The organism is Gilliamella sp. B2923 (genome assembly GCF_026536565.1).
GTDB lineage: Bacteria > Pseudomonadota > Gammaproteobacteria > Enterobacterales > Orbaceae > Gilliamella.
In genome coordinates, this window is sequence record NZ_JAFNNZ010000003.1 from 64,542 (window position 1) to 82,429 (window position 17,888).

At 38.3% G+C, this 17,888-nt stretch carries 17 protein-coding genes; 4 read left to right on the plus strand and 13 right to left on the minus strand.

Annotated elements, in window-relative coordinates:
- Positions 1-304: 304 nt before the first annotated feature.
- On the plus strand, positions 305-1,801 hold the full coding sequence (locus J3U42_RS04910) for a phosphoethanolamine transferase (protein WP_267335808.1): 1,497 nt from the start codon (positions 305-307) through the stop codon (positions 1,799-1,801).
- A gap of 83 nt (positions 1,802-1,884) precedes the next feature.
- On the opposite strand, the gene tkt is transcribed toward J3U42_RS04910, so the two are convergent.
- The 6 genes from tkt to J3U42_RS04940 form a co-directional block, all read right to left on the minus strand.
- On the minus strand, positions 1,885-3,891 hold the full coding sequence (gene tkt / locus J3U42_RS04915; RefSeq protein WP_220219627.1) for a transketolase: 2,007 nt from the start codon (positions 3,889-3,891) through the stop codon (positions 1,885-1,887).
- A gap of 125 nt (positions 3,892-4,016) precedes the next feature.
- Entirely contained in the window at positions 4,017-4,967 is a 951-nt protein-coding gene (gene tal, locus J3U42_RS04920) for a transaldolase (protein ID WP_220219373.1), read from the minus strand.
- Between the two features lie 212 nt (positions 4,968-5,179).
- Positions 5,180-5,635, minus strand: coding sequence for a ribose 5-phosphate isomerase B (gene rpiB / locus J3U42_RS04925; protein ID WP_220219372.1), 456 nt, complete (start codon positions 5,633-5,635; stop codon positions 5,180-5,182).
- A 347-nt stretch (positions 5,636-5,982) separates the two neighbouring features.
- Positions 5,983-6,234 (minus strand): FeoC-like transcriptional regulator, encoded by a 252-nt coding sequence (locus J3U42_RS04930; RefSeq protein WP_220219371.1) that lies wholly within the window; start codon positions 6,232-6,234, stop codon positions 5,983-5,985.
- A 62-nt stretch (positions 6,235-6,296) separates the two neighbouring features.
- A complete protein-coding gene (feoB, locus tag J3U42_RS04935; protein WP_267335811.1) occupies positions 6,297-8,621 on the minus strand; it encodes a Fe(2+) transporter permease subunit FeoB in 2,325 nt (774 codons plus the stop codon).
- Complete coding sequence (locus J3U42_RS04940; protein ID WP_220219369.1) at positions 8,618-8,860, minus strand: FeoA family protein; 243 nt, start codon at positions 8,858-8,860, stop codon at positions 8,618-8,620. Before J3U42_RS04940 ends, feoB begins: the two co-directional genes overlap by 4 nt.
- A 400-nt stretch (positions 8,861-9,260) precedes the next feature.
- Between J3U42_RS04940 and J3U42_RS04945 the strand changes: the two genes are divergently transcribed.
- From J3U42_RS04945 to J3U42_RS04955, 3 genes are all read left to right on the plus strand, one after another.
- Positions 9,261-9,617 carry an ArsC family reductase gene (locus J3U42_RS04945; RefSeq protein ID WP_220219368.1) on the plus strand — a complete coding sequence of 119 codons (357 nt, stop codon included), beginning with the start codon at positions 9,261-9,263 and terminating at the stop codon, positions 9,615-9,617.
- 13 nt (positions 9,618-9,630) lie between these two features.
- Positions 9,631-10,770, plus strand: a complete 1,140-nt coding sequence (dapE, locus tag J3U42_RS04950; RefSeq protein WP_267335814.1) for a succinyl-diaminopimelate desuccinylase — start codon at positions 9,631-9,633, stop codon at positions 10,768-10,770.
- A gap of 96 nt (positions 10,771-10,866) precedes the next feature.
- Complete coding sequence (locus J3U42_RS04955; protein ID WP_267335816.1) at positions 10,867-11,058, plus strand: hypothetical protein; 192 nt, start codon at positions 10,867-10,869, stop codon at positions 11,056-11,058.
- Positions 11,059-11,063: 5 nt separating this feature from the next.
- On the opposite strand, the gene cysZ is transcribed toward J3U42_RS04955, so the two are convergent.
- The 7 genes from cysZ to J3U42_RS04990 all read right to left on the minus strand — a co-directional run bounded on the left by cysZ (position 11,064) and on the right by J3U42_RS04990 (position 17,772).
- A complete protein-coding gene (cysZ, locus tag J3U42_RS04960; RefSeq protein ID WP_267335818.1) occupies positions 11,064-11,882 on the minus strand; it encodes a sulfate transporter CysZ in 819 nt (272 codons plus the stop codon).
- A 94-nt stretch (positions 11,883-11,976) separates the two neighbouring features.
- The gene (locus tag J3U42_RS04965; RefSeq protein ID WP_267335820.1) at positions 11,977-13,899 is read right to left on the minus strand and encodes a tRNA(Met) cytidine acetyltransferase TmcA; all 1,923 of its coding nucleotides are present in this window, start codon (positions 13,897-13,899) and stop codon (positions 11,977-11,979) included.
- Positions 13,900-13,902: 3 nt separating this feature from the next.
- Positions 13,903-14,358: a DUF441 domain-containing protein gene (locus tag J3U42_RS04970; RefSeq protein ID WP_220219363.1), complete on the minus strand. Its 456-nt coding sequence runs from the start codon at positions 14,356-14,358 to the stop codon at positions 13,903-13,905.
- The gene (gene purC / locus J3U42_RS04975; RefSeq protein ID WP_267329709.1) at positions 14,358-15,068 is read right to left on the minus strand and encodes a phosphoribosylaminoimidazolesuccinocarboxamide synthase; all 711 of its coding nucleotides are present in this window, start codon (positions 15,066-15,068) and stop codon (positions 14,358-14,360) included. Before purC ends, J3U42_RS04970 begins: the two co-directional genes overlap by 1 nt.
- Before the next feature lie 187 nt (positions 15,069-15,255).
- Positions 15,256-16,002, minus strand: a complete 747-nt coding sequence (gene bamC / locus J3U42_RS04980) for an outer membrane protein assembly factor BamC (protein WP_267329708.1) — start codon at positions 16,000-16,002, stop codon at positions 15,256-15,258.
- Between the two features lie 35 nt (positions 16,003-16,037).
- Positions 16,038-16,916, minus strand: coding sequence for a 4-hydroxy-tetrahydrodipicolinate synthase (gene dapA / locus J3U42_RS04985; protein WP_267329707.1), 879 nt, complete (start codon positions 16,914-16,916; stop codon positions 16,038-16,040).
- 97 nt (positions 16,917-17,013) lie between these two features.
- Entirely contained in the window at positions 17,014-17,772 is a 759-nt protein-coding gene (locus tag J3U42_RS04990) for a Nif3-like dinuclear metal center hexameric protein (RefSeq protein ID WP_267335822.1), read from the minus strand.
- Positions 17,773-17,888 lie beyond the last annotated feature (116 nt).

Below are 17,888 nucleotides of genomic sequence, written 5' to 3' on the forward strand. Positions count from 1 at the left end.
GCTGAATAAAATGCATTTCTCAGTTTTAAGGCTATGTTCTCTATTTTCTTTTCAATACTATCATCGCTCTATACCTATTATCTTGCCATACACAGCTTAATAAATTGGTGGATCATTGGTTGAAAACCAACAATAAACCTTTCAGCTAAACTGACTTTTACAACTAATAATTGCGTAAAGTTCGATTATTTATATAATGTATTTTTTTGAAATTCTGTAAATTATTTAATAAATTGTAATGTTATTTAAAAAAACTATTTTTCCCCACCTAGTTTGTATTGTCCTTTCAGCTTTATTGGTATATTTGTTAGGGTATCCTTTAAGAGTTGATCGCATTTTACTCACTTATTTTTCCTTGATATTTTTTGCTCATTTTACGCTAGGCAAATTTATTTTTGGTTTTCTATTTATTTTAGCTGCGATCTACTTTCCAACCTCTTATTATTATGGTTCGCCGAATGTTGCGGTTATCAGTGCGCTTTTGGAAACAAATTTAGATGAATCGAGTGAATACTTCAGCCAATTACCCCCACTATTACTTGTTGCGCCAATATTTTTAATCTTAGTTTTTATCTTCACATTTACTAAACTTCAATTTCCGAAGATTAATAACAAATATTTTATTTTCTTTGCTCTGGCTGTCTGTCTTTATAAACCGGTTAAAATATTATGTAAAAGCAATGCCAATTTGCCCCCTACGTTTGTGATTGATAATTTCAAATATCCTTTTTTTGAATTTTTTACAGATTTATATACCAGTATAAAAATCTATACCACTGAAAAGCAGCAGCAACTTGAGCAGATTAAGTACGCAAATACCATTCCGATTATCTCGGTCAGCCCAAAACATAAAACTTACGTGATAATGATTGGTGAAAGTGTGCGCAAAGATTATATGAGTGCTTATGGCTTTAAATATGACAATACACCTTTTGCTAATCATAATGCCAGTATCATTTGGGATGGACTTATCGCACCAGCGCCTAATACACAATCATCAATCCCTCATTTTATTAGCCAATCAGTTTTTATCGATGATAAAAAAGTCACCACGCAAATAAATAACAATATAATTAGTATTGCAAATGCAGCGGGGTTTGAAACTTATTGGCTGTCTAATCAAGGGCGATTAGGTAAAATGGAAATTACCGTACCTCGAATTGCCGCCTACTCAAAACATAGCTTTTATACCAAGAAAGGCGAATACAATGGCAAAAATTCCCGTGGAAAACATGATACTTTGCTGTTACCCGAATTAGACACTATTTTATCGACCGAACAAACTCGACCAAGATTGATTGTTATGCATTTAATTGGCTCGCATCCCCACTTTTGCAAACGGTTAGAGTTTGATGTACAGTTTAATCTGAATAATAAAAATATTTCCTGCTACGTCAGTAGTATTAAAGAAACCGACGATTTAATTAAAGCAACGATTGAATCTTTACAGAAACATCATGAAGATTATGCGCTGGTCTATTTTTCCGATCATGGTCTTGCTCATACTGATAATTATCAAGACTTAAGACACAATGCGAGTTATCAAAATAGTTATCAAGTGCCTTTAATCTTTTTTGATTCCAATCGCACTCAACAACAAAGAATCAATAGAACGATATCCGGCTTTCAGTTTGTCTATCTATTAAGCCACTGGTTAGGAATAGAGTTAGATGTTAAGCACGACTATATGCAAAACGAATTAATGGATATTTCAGAACAGAACGATATTAAGATAAAAGACTGGCAAAGCAACAAACTTTATCAGTTTGATAATTTGAAAAAAGATCCTAATCCGTATTAATTGGTTAGTTTATTAATCTTGATATCAATAAAAAACGCTATGGCTAAATTAATTGCCATAGCGTTTTAAATGTCAGTAACGTCTTACTTCAATAAACTAGAAGCTTTTTCAACAACGTTTTTAACAGTGAAACCAAATTTCTCAAAGAGTTGTTCTGCCGGGCCTGACTCACCAAAGGTTGTCATACCCACTACTTTACCATTCAGACCCACATATTTATACCAGTAGTCACTAATGCCTGCTTCAATAGCAACACGAGCAGTTACGGTTGAAGGTAAGACTGATTCTTTATAAGCGCTATCTTGTTTATCAAACGCATCAGTACATGGCATGGAAACAACTCGCACTTTTCGACCTGCTTGCGTTAATTGGTGATAAGCTTCAACCGCAAGTTCAACTTCAGAGCCGGTAGCGATAAGAATTAATTCTGGTGTACCTTCGCAATCATTTAAGATATAGCCACCACGATAAACATTAGCTAATTGCTCAGCGGTGCGATCTTGTTGTTTAAGATTTTGTCTAGAGAAGATTAATGCAGTTGGTCCATCTTTGCGTTCAACAGCATATTGCCAAGCAATAGCCGATTCAACCTGATCACATGGGCGCCATGTGCTGACATTTGGTGTAACACGTAAACTTGCCATTTGCTCAACAGGTTGATGAGTTGGTCCATCTTCACCCAAACCGATAGAATCATGGGTATAGACAAACAGTGAACGAATTTTCATTAATGCAGCCATACGAATCGCATTACGCGCGTATTCCATAAACATTAAGAAAGTCGCACCATAAGGGATAAATCCACCATGAAGGGCAATACCATTCATGATTGCTGACATACCAAATTCACGTACACCATAATGGATATAATTACCATCCGGATTGGCTAAAATTTCTTTCGATCCTGACCACATGGTTAAATTACTCGGTGCTAAGTCAGCCGATCCGCCTAAAAATTCCGGAAGAACAGGGGCAAAAGCTTCGATCGCATTTTGTGATGCTTTACGCGTTGCAATCGTCGCCGGATTTGCTTGTAATTTAGCGATAAAATCTTTAGCTGTTTGTTGCCAGTTAGTTGGTAAATCACCATTGGCTCGACGTTTAAACTCTTTGGCTAGTTCCGGATACGCTTTTGCATAAGCATCAAAACGGCTATTCCATTCGTCTTCAATTTGTTTACCTTTTGCTTTTGCATCCCATGCATCATAATAGGCTTTTGGAATTTCAAATGCGCCATACGACCAGCCCAGTGCTTTACGCGTTGCTTCAATTTCAGCTTCACCTAGTGGCGCACCATGACTATCATGACTACCGGCTTTATTTGGTGAGCCAAATCCAATAACGGTTTTACACATTAAAAGCGACGGCTTATCGGTGACCGCTTGCGCCTCTTCAATGGCAACACTGATCGCTTTAGCATCGTGACCGTCAATGCCACGAATAACATGCCAACCATAAGCCTCAAAACGTTTAGCGGTATCATCAGTAAACCAACCGTCGATTTCACCGTCAATTGAGATACCATTATCATCATAGAAACTGATAAGTTTACCTAATTTAAGGGTACCGGCTAGTGAACACACTTCGTGAGAAATGCCTTCCATCATACATCCGTCACCCATAAACACATAAGTGAAGTGGTCTACAATGGTGTGACCGGGTTTGTTAAATTGTGCCGCTAATGTTCGCTCAGCAATCGCCATACCCACTGCGTTAGCAATACCTTGACCTAAAGGTCCGGTTGTCGTTTCAACACCCGGCACATGACCATATTCGGGGTGGCCTGCGGTTTTTGCATTTAATTGACGGAAGTTAATTAAATCGTCGAGAGTGACGTTATAACCGGTTAAGTGCAATAGACTATAAATCAACATAGATGCATGGCCATTTGATAAAACAAAGCGGTCACGATCAGCCCAGTTAGGGTTTGTTGGATTGTGTTTTAAGAATCCTCGCCATAGTACTTCAGCCATATCCGCCATTCCCATAGGTGCGCCTGGGTGGCCGGATTTCGCTTTTTGTACGCCATCCATGCTTAATGCCCTTATCGCATTCGCCAGTTCGCGGTGAGATAGTGTCGTTGCATTCATGTTCATGATCTCCAAAAAAATTTAATTAATATTCGTTATTGCCGCTACAGTAGTTGACTGTGCAGATTCGTTAATCAAATTAACGAAAGAAAAAGAAAATTAAAGGGGAGCAAGCTCCCCAATTGTTATAAAAGTTCACCAATCATTTGTTCTAATTTACCTTGGTCAACGGCAAAAGCACGGATACCTTCAGCCAGTTTTTCAACCGCCATTGCATCGCTATTGTGTTGCCATCTAAACTCTGCTTCGCTCATTAATTCAGGGCGAGCAACGATAGGTTGATTCGGGTTAAGTTTTTGAACCACCGGCGCATCAGATTGTTGCATTTCGGCCAGTAAATTAGGTGAAATTGTTAGTCTGTCACAGCCCGCTAGCGCTAAGATTTGATCCACTTTACGGAAACTTGCTCCCATAACAATCGTTTTATAGCCATGTTGTTTGTAATAATTATAGATATTACGAACTGAAACCACGCCCGGATCTTCATCAGCAATATAAGGGTCGATAGGTTTTTTAGCTTGATACCAATCATAAATGCGACCAACAAAAGGAGAAATTAAAAAAGCATTCACTTCGGCACAAGCTCGTGCTTGGGCAAATGAGAATAACAACGTTAAGTTACAGTTAATACCTTCTTTTTCTAAAACTTCCGCAGCTTTAATACCTTCCCACGTTGAAGCGATTTTGATTAAGATTCTGGATTTATCAATGCCTTTCTCTTGATAAAGTTCGATAAGACGACGGGCTTTATCAATACAGCCTTGCTTATCAAATGATAAACGCGCATCAACTTCGGTTGAAATGCGTCCGGGAACGATTTTTAAAATTTCCGCACCAATATTAACAGCGACTTGATCACAAGCATTAATTAATTGTTGTTGTTTGCTTCCACCGATCTTTTTGGCGGTTTCAATAGCTGAATCAATTAGATAACGGTATTGAGGAAGTTGAGCGGCTTTGAGAACTAAAGAAGGATTGGTAGTTGCATCTTCTGGGGAAAACTGTTTAATCGAATCGATATCACCGGTATCGGCCACAACGACGGTTAGTTTTTTAAATTCATCTAATTGACTCATACTTCTGTATCCTCTAGAACTTTAGGTGTTAAACACGATTATAATAGCATTTTTTCTATAATAAAACGACTGTTCAAGCCGTTAATTATGCCGCCATTTTACAACAAAAAACGATTAAAAACAGATTGAAAACAACGGCTAATATCAACGTTGAGTGATATTATTCTCCTAATTTTGGCGGCATAATTATTGAATAAAACAGTTATTCAAGGTTATTTACTATATAATTCATCATAATAATTAATACGTTCAACTTTAGGTGTTGAACCCCCGCCCTCAAACTCTGATTCTAGCCATGCTTGTACCAGTTTTTTGGCCAGTTCAACGCCAATGACTCTGGCACCCATGGTCATAATCTGGGCATTGTTACTCTTTCTTGCTCGTTCAGCAGAAAAGACATCATGGCACTGAGCGGCTCGAATTCCCGGTACTTTATTGGCGGCGATCGCAACCCCAATTCCTGTACCACAAATTAAAATCCCACGTTCATGCTTACCCTCTTTTATTGAACAAGCAACAGCATTAGCCACATCGGGATATAAAGGATTTGTTGGCTGTTTATCACTGCTATAATCAACCGTTTCAATCCCTTGTTTAGTCAAATATTCAACAATACTATTTCTGAACTCAAAAGCGGCATCGTCCGCGCCGATTGCGATAGTTTTCATATTAATTCCCACTCCTTAAATCACGAAAAATGAACATAAGTTCATATTAATATCATTTGTTATTTTTCGATATAAATAAATTCAGTTATGTGACATAAGTCTCGAAAATAGAATTTTTTTTTAAGGAAACAAACCGCCATTTTATACATAAAAAATGATTTTATACTTAAACGTAGGTATTTTCTGAAACTTCTTGACAAGATCTATTCAAAGGTTACAACACAAAACATTTGATTAAAAGAGACAAGCGTGATGATTAGGGAAAAACAATGTTTGGTTATTGAGCAATGATAAGCTAATAGATTGAACTGATATAAATCAAGCGCAATCGATTGTCGCAATATCCGTTAGCTTGCTGGCGGTAGAATCCAGCTATAAATAGGTTGGGAAAGTAAATCACACCCGACACAAGTGCTACATTTGGTTGATTGACAGACTGTGTTAGTTTCGTTCGTCATAACACTGATGATACCTTTATTGACCCAAAAGCTGAGCATTTGGCTTACCGCGCTTTCCGGTAAGCGAAAATGACGGGCAATATCTTGCAAGCTCACCCGCCCTTTTAACTGAACATAATCACGAATTGAAGTTATTAACATACTTATTTAAAGCGCAATATCTTAATTATTGCGCTCCCTTTTATGACATTAATTTGAGAAGACTAGTTACAACAACCGGTATTTTTTGTTGTCGGGCATTTTGGTAATGCCAAATGATTAAATAGCGCTAACTGACCTAACTTACGCAAGCACGCCAATAAAATGCCGATAAATAACCCACAACCAATCAACCAGTAAATGGCAGAATTGGTTTGCCCTAACAAAGTACATTGATAAAAGATGGTCGCAATCAACCACCCAATAATAAATGTCCAACCTGCAACAAACAGCATCCATTTGCTACCCGCTTCACGATAAACCGCCCCTAACGCAGCGGCACAAGGGGTATAAAGTAAAATAAAAATGAGATAAGCCATTGCTGATGTTGCGCTGACAAATGACAATTTGATTTTTGAAACGGTTTGCAAATTGACATCTAAATTATTTTCAATACTCTCCAGATCTTGATCCACCGTTGTCAGTCCTAACGGATCGACAAGTGCATCAGACAAATGGCTCAAATTTTCCGGTATAGTTGCCACAGCCAATTTAATGCCACCAACAAAGTCATATTGGTCGACATCGCTATCCTCACTATCCATTGAATAGAGTGAATTGAGTGTTGCAATAACAGCTTCTTTAGCAAATACCCCGGTAAAAATACCCACAGTTGCCGGCCAGTTTTGCTTATCAATCCCCATAGGTTCAAATATCGGTGTGACCTTTTTACCGATTAGTGATAGCACCGAATTATCAGAATTTTGATGACCAAATGCGTTATCTGTACCCCATGAATTGAGCACGCTAAGCACCGTAACCATAATCACAATCGCTTTACCAGCCCGCACCATAAACCCCTTAAGGCGTTGCCAGGTTAATTTCAGCATACTGCTTAACGTTGGTATTCGATAGACCGGCATTTCCATAATAAAAGGGGTTAATTCGCCTTTTAATAAAGTAATTTTTAGAATAAATCCCGTAATAATCGCTACCGCAATGCCCAGTAAATATAAAATAAATACCACGGTTGATGCATAATGCGGAAAAAAGATAACAGCAAACAGCGTATAAACCGGTAAACGAGCACCACAGGACATAAAAGGGATCATGCAAATTGACATAATGCGGTCACGAGTGCTTTCCAGCGTTCGTGTGCCCATAATGGCCGGTACACCACAGCCAAAGCCAACTAACATCGGTACAAAAGCTTTACCCGGTAACCCGATAGCTCGCATAGCCCGATCGACAATCATTGCGGCGCGAGCTAAATAACCGCTGTCTTCTAAAAAAGAGAGGACAAAAAACATGGCCGCAATAACCGGCACAAAGGTCGAGACAGTGGTAATGCCGGTACCAATACCGTCAGCCAATAGCACATTTAACCACAAAGGAGCATTAATTGAGTGGAGTAAATAAGAGACGCCACCAACAAAGATTGTTGTAAATACCCCTTCGAAAAAGTCGATAAATACGGAGCCAAAATTGATCGCAACAAAAAACATGGCGTACATCGCAAAGAGAAAAAACGGAATGCCACTTAGTCGCCCTAAAACCCATTTATCGAGTTTTTCAGTAAAGCTGATACTTAGTTCCCGCGGTTTATCAATCACGGATTTACATAACCAATCGATAGTTTCATAACGAGCACTGGCTAACGCCACATCGATTTGATTATCGCACCATGCTGATAGTGAATGTCGGCAGTTTTCAAGCTTTTCATTTTCATAATCATTTAACGCATAATGCGCACTATCTAATAACGCATCGATAAGTTGCCAGCGATTAAACTGGTGCACAATACTCTTATCGGGTAATTGACTAATAAAACGGTTGATAATGCTATGTTGCTCGTCACCTAACGTATCGATCGTTGGTTTTGCCACTTGTCGGGTGTTAACCATTTTTTTTATGAGTGAATGAAGTAAATCAATACCCGTTTTACGTTTCGATGAGATAGCCACAACCGGACAGCCCAGCAAATCTGATAATTTTTCAATATTAATTGACTCACCCATAGCCTTAAGCGCATCGGTCATATTAAGCACGACCAACATAGGAACTTGTAGATCAATTAGCTGCATGGTGAGATATAAACTACGCTGCAAATTTGTTACATCAATAATATTAACGATCACACTGTCTTGATTTGTTAATACAAATTCACGGGCGATTAACTCATCTTGCGAAACACGTTGTGGATCAGTTTCAATCGAATAAGTACCGGGAAGATCAATAATCTCATATTGTTGATTTTCAATCGTTAATATCCCACTTTTACGCTCAACAGTGACCCCAGGCCAATTACCCACTCGCTGTTTGGCGCCGGTAAGTAAATTAAAAAGTGTGGTTTTACCGCTATTAGGATTGCCTATCAGTGCCACCTTCATGGTTTAATCTCCTGAACTTGAATTGATGATGCTTCAAGCCGACGTAGGCAAAGAAAAAATCCTCGTATTTTAATTTCGATAGGATCACCCAGTGGCGCTATACGTACTACGGTTACTTTACAACCGGGTGTGATCCCCATAGCGAGTAGTTTACGACGAAAAGGAGAACAATCCGGCAAAAGCCGATAGATAACCGCCTCTTGACCTATAGCGAGGTGATTGAGTGTTAGGACAGACATTAAATTTCCTAGGTTGATTCGATTTTGAAAGATCTATTTAATAATGCGAACGATTCGCAATATTAATACACATCTAATGAGAAAAAAATAAAGGCAATATTAAAAAAATGGAAATGATTGTCAGTATAATGGTGAAAAAACATCAATTTTTAATAATTTTTTTACTAAATGGATCGATAGGCTAATTTTACTTTTCTGCTAATACTCGTCGTTTAAAAATCACCCTGATTTTTAGTAATTACTAACAGATTCCACCATACTAAGAATTAGCTTAGTTGAGCCAATAAATTGATTATCAATCAAAAGCGTAAACCGCTAAATAGGTTAATTATCGTCATTGCTGTGTTAAGCTGTTAACTGTTATAATCATTTTATTCTTCGCCTATTTGGAACTATTTTTATGTATAAAATCTACGGTATTAAAAATTGTAATACCATGAAAAAAGCCTTTACTTGGTTAGATGAACATCAGATTGATTATCAATTTCATAACTACAAAACAGACGGCCTTTCGGCAGAGCTTTTACAATCTTTTCTGAAATTAGTCGATTGGCAAAGTTTGCTTAATACCCGTGGCACAACTTGGCGTAAACTTGATGAGTCCGTTCGAGCAAAAATAGATAACGAGCAAGCAGCCATTAAAATTATGTTAGACAATCCTTCGATTTTAAAACGCCCTTTATTGATAAATGGGCAACGAGCGTTGTTAGGATTTTCCGACGAAAGTTATTCACAATTTGTCAGCCAACCAAAATAAGATTGAGATCACCATGAATGAACCTGTTATTGCCTTAACTAAAGCACTGATTGCCGAAAAATCGATAAGCCCTGATGATAAAAATTGTCAGAAAATCATTATCGAACGATTAAAACCGCTGGGATTTACGATTGAAGAAGTCAATATCGGCCAGACGAAAAATTTATGGGCTTATCATGGTGATCGCCAGGCTAAAACGTTGATGTTTGCCGGTCATACCGATGTTGTGCCAGCGGGCGACGAAAGTAAATGGCAATACCCACCTTTTGAACCGACCATAGATGAAAATGGCGTACTTTACGGGCGCGGCGCTTCGGATATGAAAAGCGGCGTTGCCGCCATGGTGTGTGCCGCTGAAGCGTTTGTTAAAAAGTATCCTAACCATAGTGGCTGTGTTGCTTTTTTACTGACCTCTGATGAAGAGGCCGATGCCACCGACGGAACGACTAAAGTTGTTGATTTATTAATGAAACGGCAAGAACGAGTCGATTATTGTATCGTTGGCGAGCCGTCAAGTGATAGTGTGCTGGGTGATCAAATCAAAAATGGTCGTCGAGGCTCATTAACAGCCAATTTAATAGTACACGGTATTCAAGGCCACGTTGCCTATCCTCACCTTGCTGATAACCCGGTACACCGTTTTGCACCAGCTTTACATGAACTTGTTACCACAGTTTGGGATAACGGCAATCAATATTTTCCGCAAACTACCATGCAAGTAGCCAATATCAATGGTGGAACAGGCGCAGAAAATGTTGTTCCCGGTAAGTTGTCTGTACAATTTAATTTTCGTTATAGTAGTGAACTGACTGATGACATCATCAAATCCCGTGTTGAGCAAATTTTACAAAAACACCATTTGAACTATACCTTAACTTGGCGACTATCGGGTCACCCATTTCTAACACCACAAGGTGAATTAACTAACGCTGCGGCGAAAGCAATTAAACAATTTACTCAAATTGACACACAATTATCGACCAGTGGTGGCACATCGGACGGCCGTTTTATTGCCAAAATGGGATGTCAGGTTATCGAATTAGGCGTGCTTAATAAAACCATTCATAAAGTCAATGAAAATGCTAATTGTCAGGATATCATTACCTTAACTGCTATCTATCAAAACATACTTGAACAGTTATTATTGACCTAACAGCTATTTAATTTCAGTGTTTTTAAACTGATCATAAAGCGGTCGTTTATTACTCCGCTTGATATCAAGCACATGACCTTTGCAAAAGGAGATAACATGGAATGGCTAAAAGATTATTGGTGGATTATTTTAATTATCTTAATTGGTATCTTTATTAACACCATTAAAGCGTTAAACAAACTTAGCTATAAACACTATCTTGAGAAAAAGAAAGGGATAAAACCTATCCCTTATCAAGATAATGATGACGATGATTGGCCGTCAAATAATAAACCGCATAAAAATTAATACGTTTAGCGAAAATCTTCCTTATTGCTTGAAAACAACGCCGGATGACGATAACGATCGACCCACATTGCTGTCGAACCACAAACAGCAATTGGCATAATAATTAAATTTAACAATGGCACCATGGTAAAAAGGCTGACTAAACTGCCAAAGATTAAATTATCCGCACGGTCTTGTCGAAGTAGTTGTCGCATTCGGTCAAAGGTGATCTTATGATTATCAAATGCATAATCGGCATATTGGATATTAACTTGCCATGCGGTAAATAAAAACCAGATCACCGGCGTTACCGATTGCCCAAAAACCGGAATAAAATAGCTAAGTAGAATTGGAATTGCCCACAGTAAATAATAACCTAATTTTTGCAGTTCACGACGAAAAATCCTAGGTAGATCTTTGATTAAACTTAACCACGAGGTATCGGGGGATGTAATACCGGTTAATTGCGCTTCAACTTGCTCAGCAAGCAAACCATTAAATGGCGCTGCAATCAGGTTGGCTACGGTACTGAAAAAGTAACAAAAGAGTACCACCAGCATTATAATCACAATAAAACCGATAATGTACCCGAGCCAATGCAGCCAGCTAGGTACGAAAGATAATCCCCAATCTACAAAGCCTGTAATCGAGGTGAAAAACCAATAAAATAGCGCTGACATAATCACAATATTTGCAATCAGCGGTAAAAAAACATAGCGCTTAATACCGGGACTAAACGCCAAAGACCAACCTTGCATAAAATAATCAAACCCCGATTTTCTATGTAATTGAGGTTGATTAAAATGTCGATTGTCATTTTTATCTTCTAATTTGTTTGAATTCACATTCAGTTCCTTTAATTTAAATTTAGTGCCGAAAATAGTTATATTAAAACGATCAGTGATAACACTGTGGTCATTTAATTCACGTTTAAATAGTTTAAAATAATGATTTAAGGCACTGTTTAACTTCTTGCTTAATCGCCTTCATTAAGTCATTTCGGCCGGTTAAGTGATACTGTTTTATCACTTGTTGCTCACTTTGAGGATTATGCAGTAACGTTTTTAAAATGGTTAATTTTACTAAGGGTAATTGTTGCTCATGGTGCTGACATAATCGGCAAAGTGCAGCATAAGTTGCTTGAAAAGGACGATGATAGCAGCAAAATCCATAAAGTTCATCTATATCTTGTATTGATAAATGTTGGTTATCATCGATGTTTAACATTGTATCAAAAGGTAAATCGATAATATTTTTAAGCCAAAACGCATTGCGGGCAAGTTTTCGCTGTAATTTGTCAGTTAATGCCTGCCCTTGTTCGGTCAAAGGTCGCAATGCCATAACAGAGTAACTACCACTACTGGCTTGTTTATGGCTCGCAATATGGACTGGCGTAAAACCACAAGCTAGCCAAAACCGATAATTTTCTTCACTGTAAGCAAAGCTTACAGATAAAAAATCATGATGCTGATTGATTGCTTTTGCCATAATCGTTTCGATTAATTGCTTGGCAATATGTTGTCGACGATAAGCACTGGCAACCACGATACGATTAATCCTTAAAGAGTGTAACTGAGCGGCTTGTTTTTCACCGGCATGAGCAACTAAGGATTGCGCCACTAAATTACCTTTAGGTCGACGGCTACCTTGCCATACTTGTTCGATCAGCTCATCGGGCAAATTACCCTCATCAATGGTGACAGCGGCGGCAATGGTTTTATCAGCCATAGTAGCTTGAAATACGCTTAAGTTTTGCGCATCAAACAGGCGCCTTAAATCGATTAATGTGGTTTGATAATGCGCCATTTTTAACAAATAAAAGATCGACCTTAATAGGCTAATATTCGATCTATCTACCTTTGAGTAACTCACTGATTGTGAATAGCTAGGTGAAGAATCTGCTTTGCTCAAGCCACCGTTTAGTAATAGACGATCAGTAAATTGCTCAACCACATCCCCCGCTTGCCAGCGAATTGGCGTGTTAAGCGCAAAAATTTGATAGGATTTATCGTGTAAAAGTTTTAGTAAAAAACCCTGACCGGTACCTTCATAGCCTTCAACGGTGGTGGTTAATAATACCCGACGATTTTGCGCTAATGCTAAATTTAGTAATTTGTCGAGCATCGGTAATGGGATCATAGCAGCTTCGTCAATAATCAAGTAATCGGCTACCAGTTCGGTAGCGTTTTCAATTAAGTCATCGGGCGCATCAAACCGGATATCGGGCTTAGCAAATTCAAAAAAAGTGGCCAGCGCACCCTTGTTTGGAGCAGTTACTTGACAAGGTTGATGATGGCTAAATAGACCGGCTAAAGCGGATTTGCCACGCCCTCTTTTAGCAAGCAAAACATTAATGCGTTTATCACTCTCTAAAAGCTGTGTGAGTACTTTTTGCTGCTCAGACACGTCAATTGCGAGCGTATCTATTGGTGGAAAATCTTGACTGAGAAAGCCGGCAAACTCTGCTAACGTTTGTTGCAAATGCGCAACAAAGTTAGGCACACCAATAGGTAAGCAACTTTCATTCCACCGTAAACTGTCCTGATCTTGCCAATCATTAAAATTTTGCGGTAACAGTAATATTAATACACTGCCTTTCACCAGTGTACCAACCAACATAGCAAAAGCATCAAGATTAAATGCTTCGGTGGCATCAAAAATGGCATGCAAATATTGTTGACCGAGCAAAGCTTTGGTTTTAGTTGGCTCAACAATATTTGGGAGATAATCGGGCAAGTCGGACTGCGCAGTAACAGTTATCCAATCGCCATGATGCTTATCGATTGTGTTACTTAATTGGTTAAATAGTTGCTTTGCCTCACCATGTAACACCCATAGCTTTCTGGTGCTATTAGGATTCATAGTTTAACTTTTACCAATCAGCAAGGATAATATGCCGGCGGCAATCAAAGGACCAACAGGAATACCTTTAAAGAAGGCAACGCCAATTAGCGTACCAATAATTAAGCCATTGATAATAGTTGGCTGAGCACCAATTAACGAAATGCCACGGGTGCCGAGCCATGAAACCAATATACCCACTAAAATCGCCAGCAAAGATTGCCATGTGGTAAATGATTTAACAATGTCACTGATCTTTAATGATCCGTCGGCTAAAGGTACCATCATTGCCGCGGTTAAAATAACAATGCCAATGGTTAAACCATATTTATTCAGAAATGGGAAATAGCTGATAAGGGGTGTAAGTTTGAAAAGTAACAACAGTAAAACGGCAAACGTCACTGTGTTATTATGGGTTAAATAACACAGTGCTGCTAATCCCAATAGTAGAAAAAAAGAGATATCAAACTGAGCAAACATTACAATGGAACACCAATACGCTTAGCGACTTCTTCGTAAGCTTCAATGACGCCACCCAATCCTTGACGAAAACGGTCTTTATCCATTTTTTTCAAAGTCTCTTTTTCCCATAAACGACATCCGTCAGGTGAAAACTCATCGCCTAAGGTGATTTCGCCGTCAAATAAGCCAAACTCTAATTTGTAATCAACTAAAATTAATCCGGCTTTATCGAATAATTCAGTTAATATGGTATTGATTTTAAAGCTTAGCGCTTGCATTTCATCAAGCTGTTCATCACTGGCTAAGCCGAATGTTTTGCAGTGCGAGCGGTTAACCATTGGATCATGTAACGCATCGTTCTTCAAAAATAATTCAAATGTTGGCGGATTGAGTACTCTGCCCTCTTCAATACCTAAGCGCTTAACTAACGACCCTGCCGCACGATTGCGTACCACGCACTCAACGGGCAACATTTCAAGTTTTTTTACGATAACTTCATTATCTGATAGTAAAGCTTCAACTTGGGTTGGAATACCCGCTTCACGCAATTTCGTCATAATAAAGTAGTTAAATTTATTGTTTACCATACCTTTACGTTCTAATTGTTCAATTCGTAGTCCATCGAATGCAGATGTATCATTTCTAAACTCAAGAATTAAGAGTTCAGGATTGTCAGTGGTATAGACCGTTTTTGCTTTTCCACGATAAAGCTCAGCCAACTTTTTCATCTTTATAACCTTATATCAAATTGCCAATAAATAATTAAGGAGCTAATCGCTCCTTAAATTCAAAACTATAGTGTTGCTATGATTAGCACTCATTTGACAGATAACTTGAAATAGCAACATTGCCTGCTCCTTTAAGCTTTAACGCAAAACCCGTCCGATAAGACTCAACCGGGTTATTTATCAGAAATTAGTTTTTAAGATCTTCTTTCAATTCTTGGCTTAGTGATGATCTTTCTGTTTGCTCTGCACCTGTATTTTCATCATTATCTGTTTTGCGTGGTACCACTCGTAAAGATTCAGGGGCAACTTCATCCATAATATCATTGAATAAGCCCACTACATAACGTTGAACTTCAATTGGTTGGGATAAGATATCTTCATTTCCACGTGTTAACGAAGTTAAACGTAACGTAATTGTTTCTGTTTGACCGAGCACTTCTCTGTTAAAAACAAAGGAAGCTTCAATGGATTGATCTTCATCAGCCCGAACAATAAACGCTTTGTCAGTCGTAATTGATTTATTATCACTGTGTTTAATTGGGATGTTTTTATTTGTTAAAACATTACCAATTCGCCCCCAAACATTATCACTTAATGGCGTATTAAACGTGACTGCGCCATTACTGTAGTCAGCAAATGCATCGGCAATAGTAGGAATCGGTAAAACTGGCGGTCTAATATCTAGTTTTTTGCCCAATGCACCTTGCACCTCGTTATTATCAACGTAATAATCATTCGTTTCAGCAGGAACAGTGACACCTTGCGGAATGATTAACGGTTTTAGTGCCGGTGATTGAAGATAATCTTCATTACCGTCGACTTCACGTTTGTAATTTTGATCACTACCACAGCCAACAAGAAATACAGAAACTATTGTTGTTAAAATAGCGATTTTTTTTATGGCATTACTTTTAGATAAAGTTTTATTAAACATAGATATCTGCTTATTAATTAAAGGTTATACATAATTTACAGTAAATTGGCTTCTTTTAACGCTTTTTCAACCACAGGAATTGAAGCTTCGCTCAGCGATACCATTGGTAAACGGATTGTTGCATTTTCCATTAAACCTAATTTTGCACAAGCCCATTTTACTGGCGTTGGATTTGGTTCAATAAATAAATTACTATGCAAAGCTAATAGTGTATCATTCAACATTCGTGCTTCTTTAATTTTGTTTTGCGCAGCAAGTTCACAAACAGTTGCGACCTGTTTTGCTGCCACATTAGCGGTAACAGAAATGACACCGTCGCCACCTAAAATCATAAAATCTAAAAAGGTTGAATCATCACCGCTGAGCAGTTTGAAATCATCGCCGACTAATTTTCTGGTTTTATAAACTCGAGATAAGTCACCTGTTGCATCTTTTAGTGCCACAATATTTTTAATTTTGGCTAATCGCCCTACCGTTTCAGGTTTGATATCGCTGCTGGTTCTGCCCGGTACATTATAAAGAATTTGGGGTAGCGCTGTGCTTTCGGCTATCGCTTTGAAATGTTGATACATGCCTTCTTGAGTAGGCTTATTGTAGTATGGCGCAACGGTCAAACATCCCACTACGCCAATATTTTCAACCCGGCGGGTTAATTCAATGGCTTCTTTAGTTGCATTAGCGCCAGTGCCGGCAATGATGTCAATGCGGCCATCAGCGTACTCAATAGTACGTTTGATGACATCAATATGTTCATGATGATCAAGCGTTGCTGATTCGCCAGTGGTACCGACTGAAACAATAGCACAAGTGCCGCTTGCAATATGATATTCTACCAATTTTTTTAAGCTTACATGGTCGACATTTCCTTTAGTATCCATTGGGGTGACAAGTGCGACCAGACTTCCTGTAAACATAAAGCGACCTCTCATATTATGTGTTTATAAAACAACTTAAAAGAATAAAAAAACTGCGAATAAGTATGCGATATTTCTTATTTAAATTCAACTTTTGTTATGCAGGATTATCAATATCGATAAAAATATTTTCTAAGTTATAGTTTCGCGCTAACCATTCACCTAGCATTTTAATACCATATCGCTCAGTAGCGTGATGTCCACAGGCATAAAAATTGATACCGTATTCACGTGCAATGTGAATAGTTCGTTCAGAGACTTCGCCAGTAAAAAACGCATCAAATCCTTGCAAGGCAGCGGTTTCAATAAAATCTTGTCCGCCACCGCTACACCAAGCTACACGTTGAATCACCTCAGGGGCATTATCACCACAAAACAGAACGGAGGATTGATTGTTGTGTAAGATTTTTTCAAGTAAATTTTTGAATTCTAATGCAGTCATCGCTTCAGATAAGCGACCTTTAAACAGCAGATCGGTTATATCTTCACGCTTATCCATTTCGATATTTAATCGCTGGGCTAATTGTGCATTATTTCCTAGGATTGGGTGACCGTCTAATGGTAAATGATAACCAAACAAGTTAATGTCATTCGAGAGTAGCGTTTTGAGTCGTTGATATTTTATGCCGGTAATGGTTTGCGGTTCACTTTTCCAAAAATAGCCATGATGAACTAATACCGCATCGGCTTGCAATTCAACCGCCTTATCTAACAAGCGTTGACAAGCTGTAACCCCAGTCACAATTTTTTTAATTTCACTTCGGCCTTGCACTTGTAATCCATTGGGGGCATAGTCACGATAGCGTAATACTTGCAGTTCAGTATCAATAATGTGTTGAAGTTCGAAATTATGCACAATACTCCTCGCTATTTTTATACTCAAACATAGGGTAAATCTGAAACTTTTTGACAAACAGCTAACCGTTAAAATTAGCTTTAAAATGTTGAGTCCTTTTAATTGACGCCAATTAT

Bases quoted from the DNA above. Each gene is read 5' to 3' on its own strand.
- tkt (WP_220219627.1), bottom strand. From the start codon at position 3,891: ATGAATGCAACGACACTATCTCACCGCGAACTGGCGAATGCGATAAGG.
- tal (WP_220219373.1), bottom strand. From the start codon at position 4,967: ATGAGTCAATTAGATGAATTTAAAAAACTAACCGTCGTTGTGGCCGAT.
- rpiB (WP_220219372.1), bottom strand. From the start codon at position 5,635: ATGAAAACTATCGCAATCGGCGCGGACGATGCCGCTTTTGAGTTCAGA.
- J3U42_RS04930 (WP_220219371.1), bottom strand. From the start codon at position 6,234: ATGTTAATAACTTCAATTCGTGATTATGTTCAGTTAAAAGGGCGGGTG.
- feoB (WP_267335811.1), bottom strand. From the start codon at position 8,621: ATGAAGGTGGCACTGATAGGCAATCCTAATAGCGGTAAAACCACACTT.
- J3U42_RS04940 (WP_220219369.1), bottom strand. From the start codon at position 8,860: ATGTCTGTCCTAACACTCAATCACCTCGCTATAGGTCAAGAGGCGGTT.
- J3U42_RS04945 (WP_220219368.1), top strand. From the start codon at position 9,261: ATGTATAAAATCTACGGTATTAAAAATTGTAATACCATGAAAAAAGCC.
- dapE (WP_267335814.1), top strand. From the start codon at position 9,631: ATGAATGAACCTGTTATTGCCTTAACTAAAGCACTGATTGCCGAAAAA.
- J3U42_RS04955 (WP_267335816.1), top strand. From the start codon at position 10,867: ATGGAATGGCTAAAAGATTATTGGTGGATTATTTTAATTATCTTAATT.
- J3U42_RS04965 (WP_267335820.1), bottom strand. From the start codon at position 13,899: ATGAATCCTAATAGCACCAGAAAGCTATGGGTGTTACATGGTGAGGCA.
- J3U42_RS04970 (WP_220219363.1), bottom strand. From the start codon at position 14,358: ATGTTTGCTCAGTTTGATATCTCTTTTTTTCTACTATTGGGATTAGCA.
- purC (WP_267329709.1), bottom strand. From the start codon at position 15,068: ATGAAAAAGTTGGCTGAGCTTTATCGTGGAAAAGCAAAAACGGTCTAT.
- bamC (WP_267329708.1), bottom strand. From the start codon at position 16,002: ATGTTTAATAAAACTTTATCTAAAAGTAATGCCATAAAAAAAATCGCT.
- dapA (WP_267329707.1), bottom strand. From the start codon at position 16,916: ATGTTTACAGGAAGTCTGGTCGCACTTGTCACCCCAATGGATACTAAA.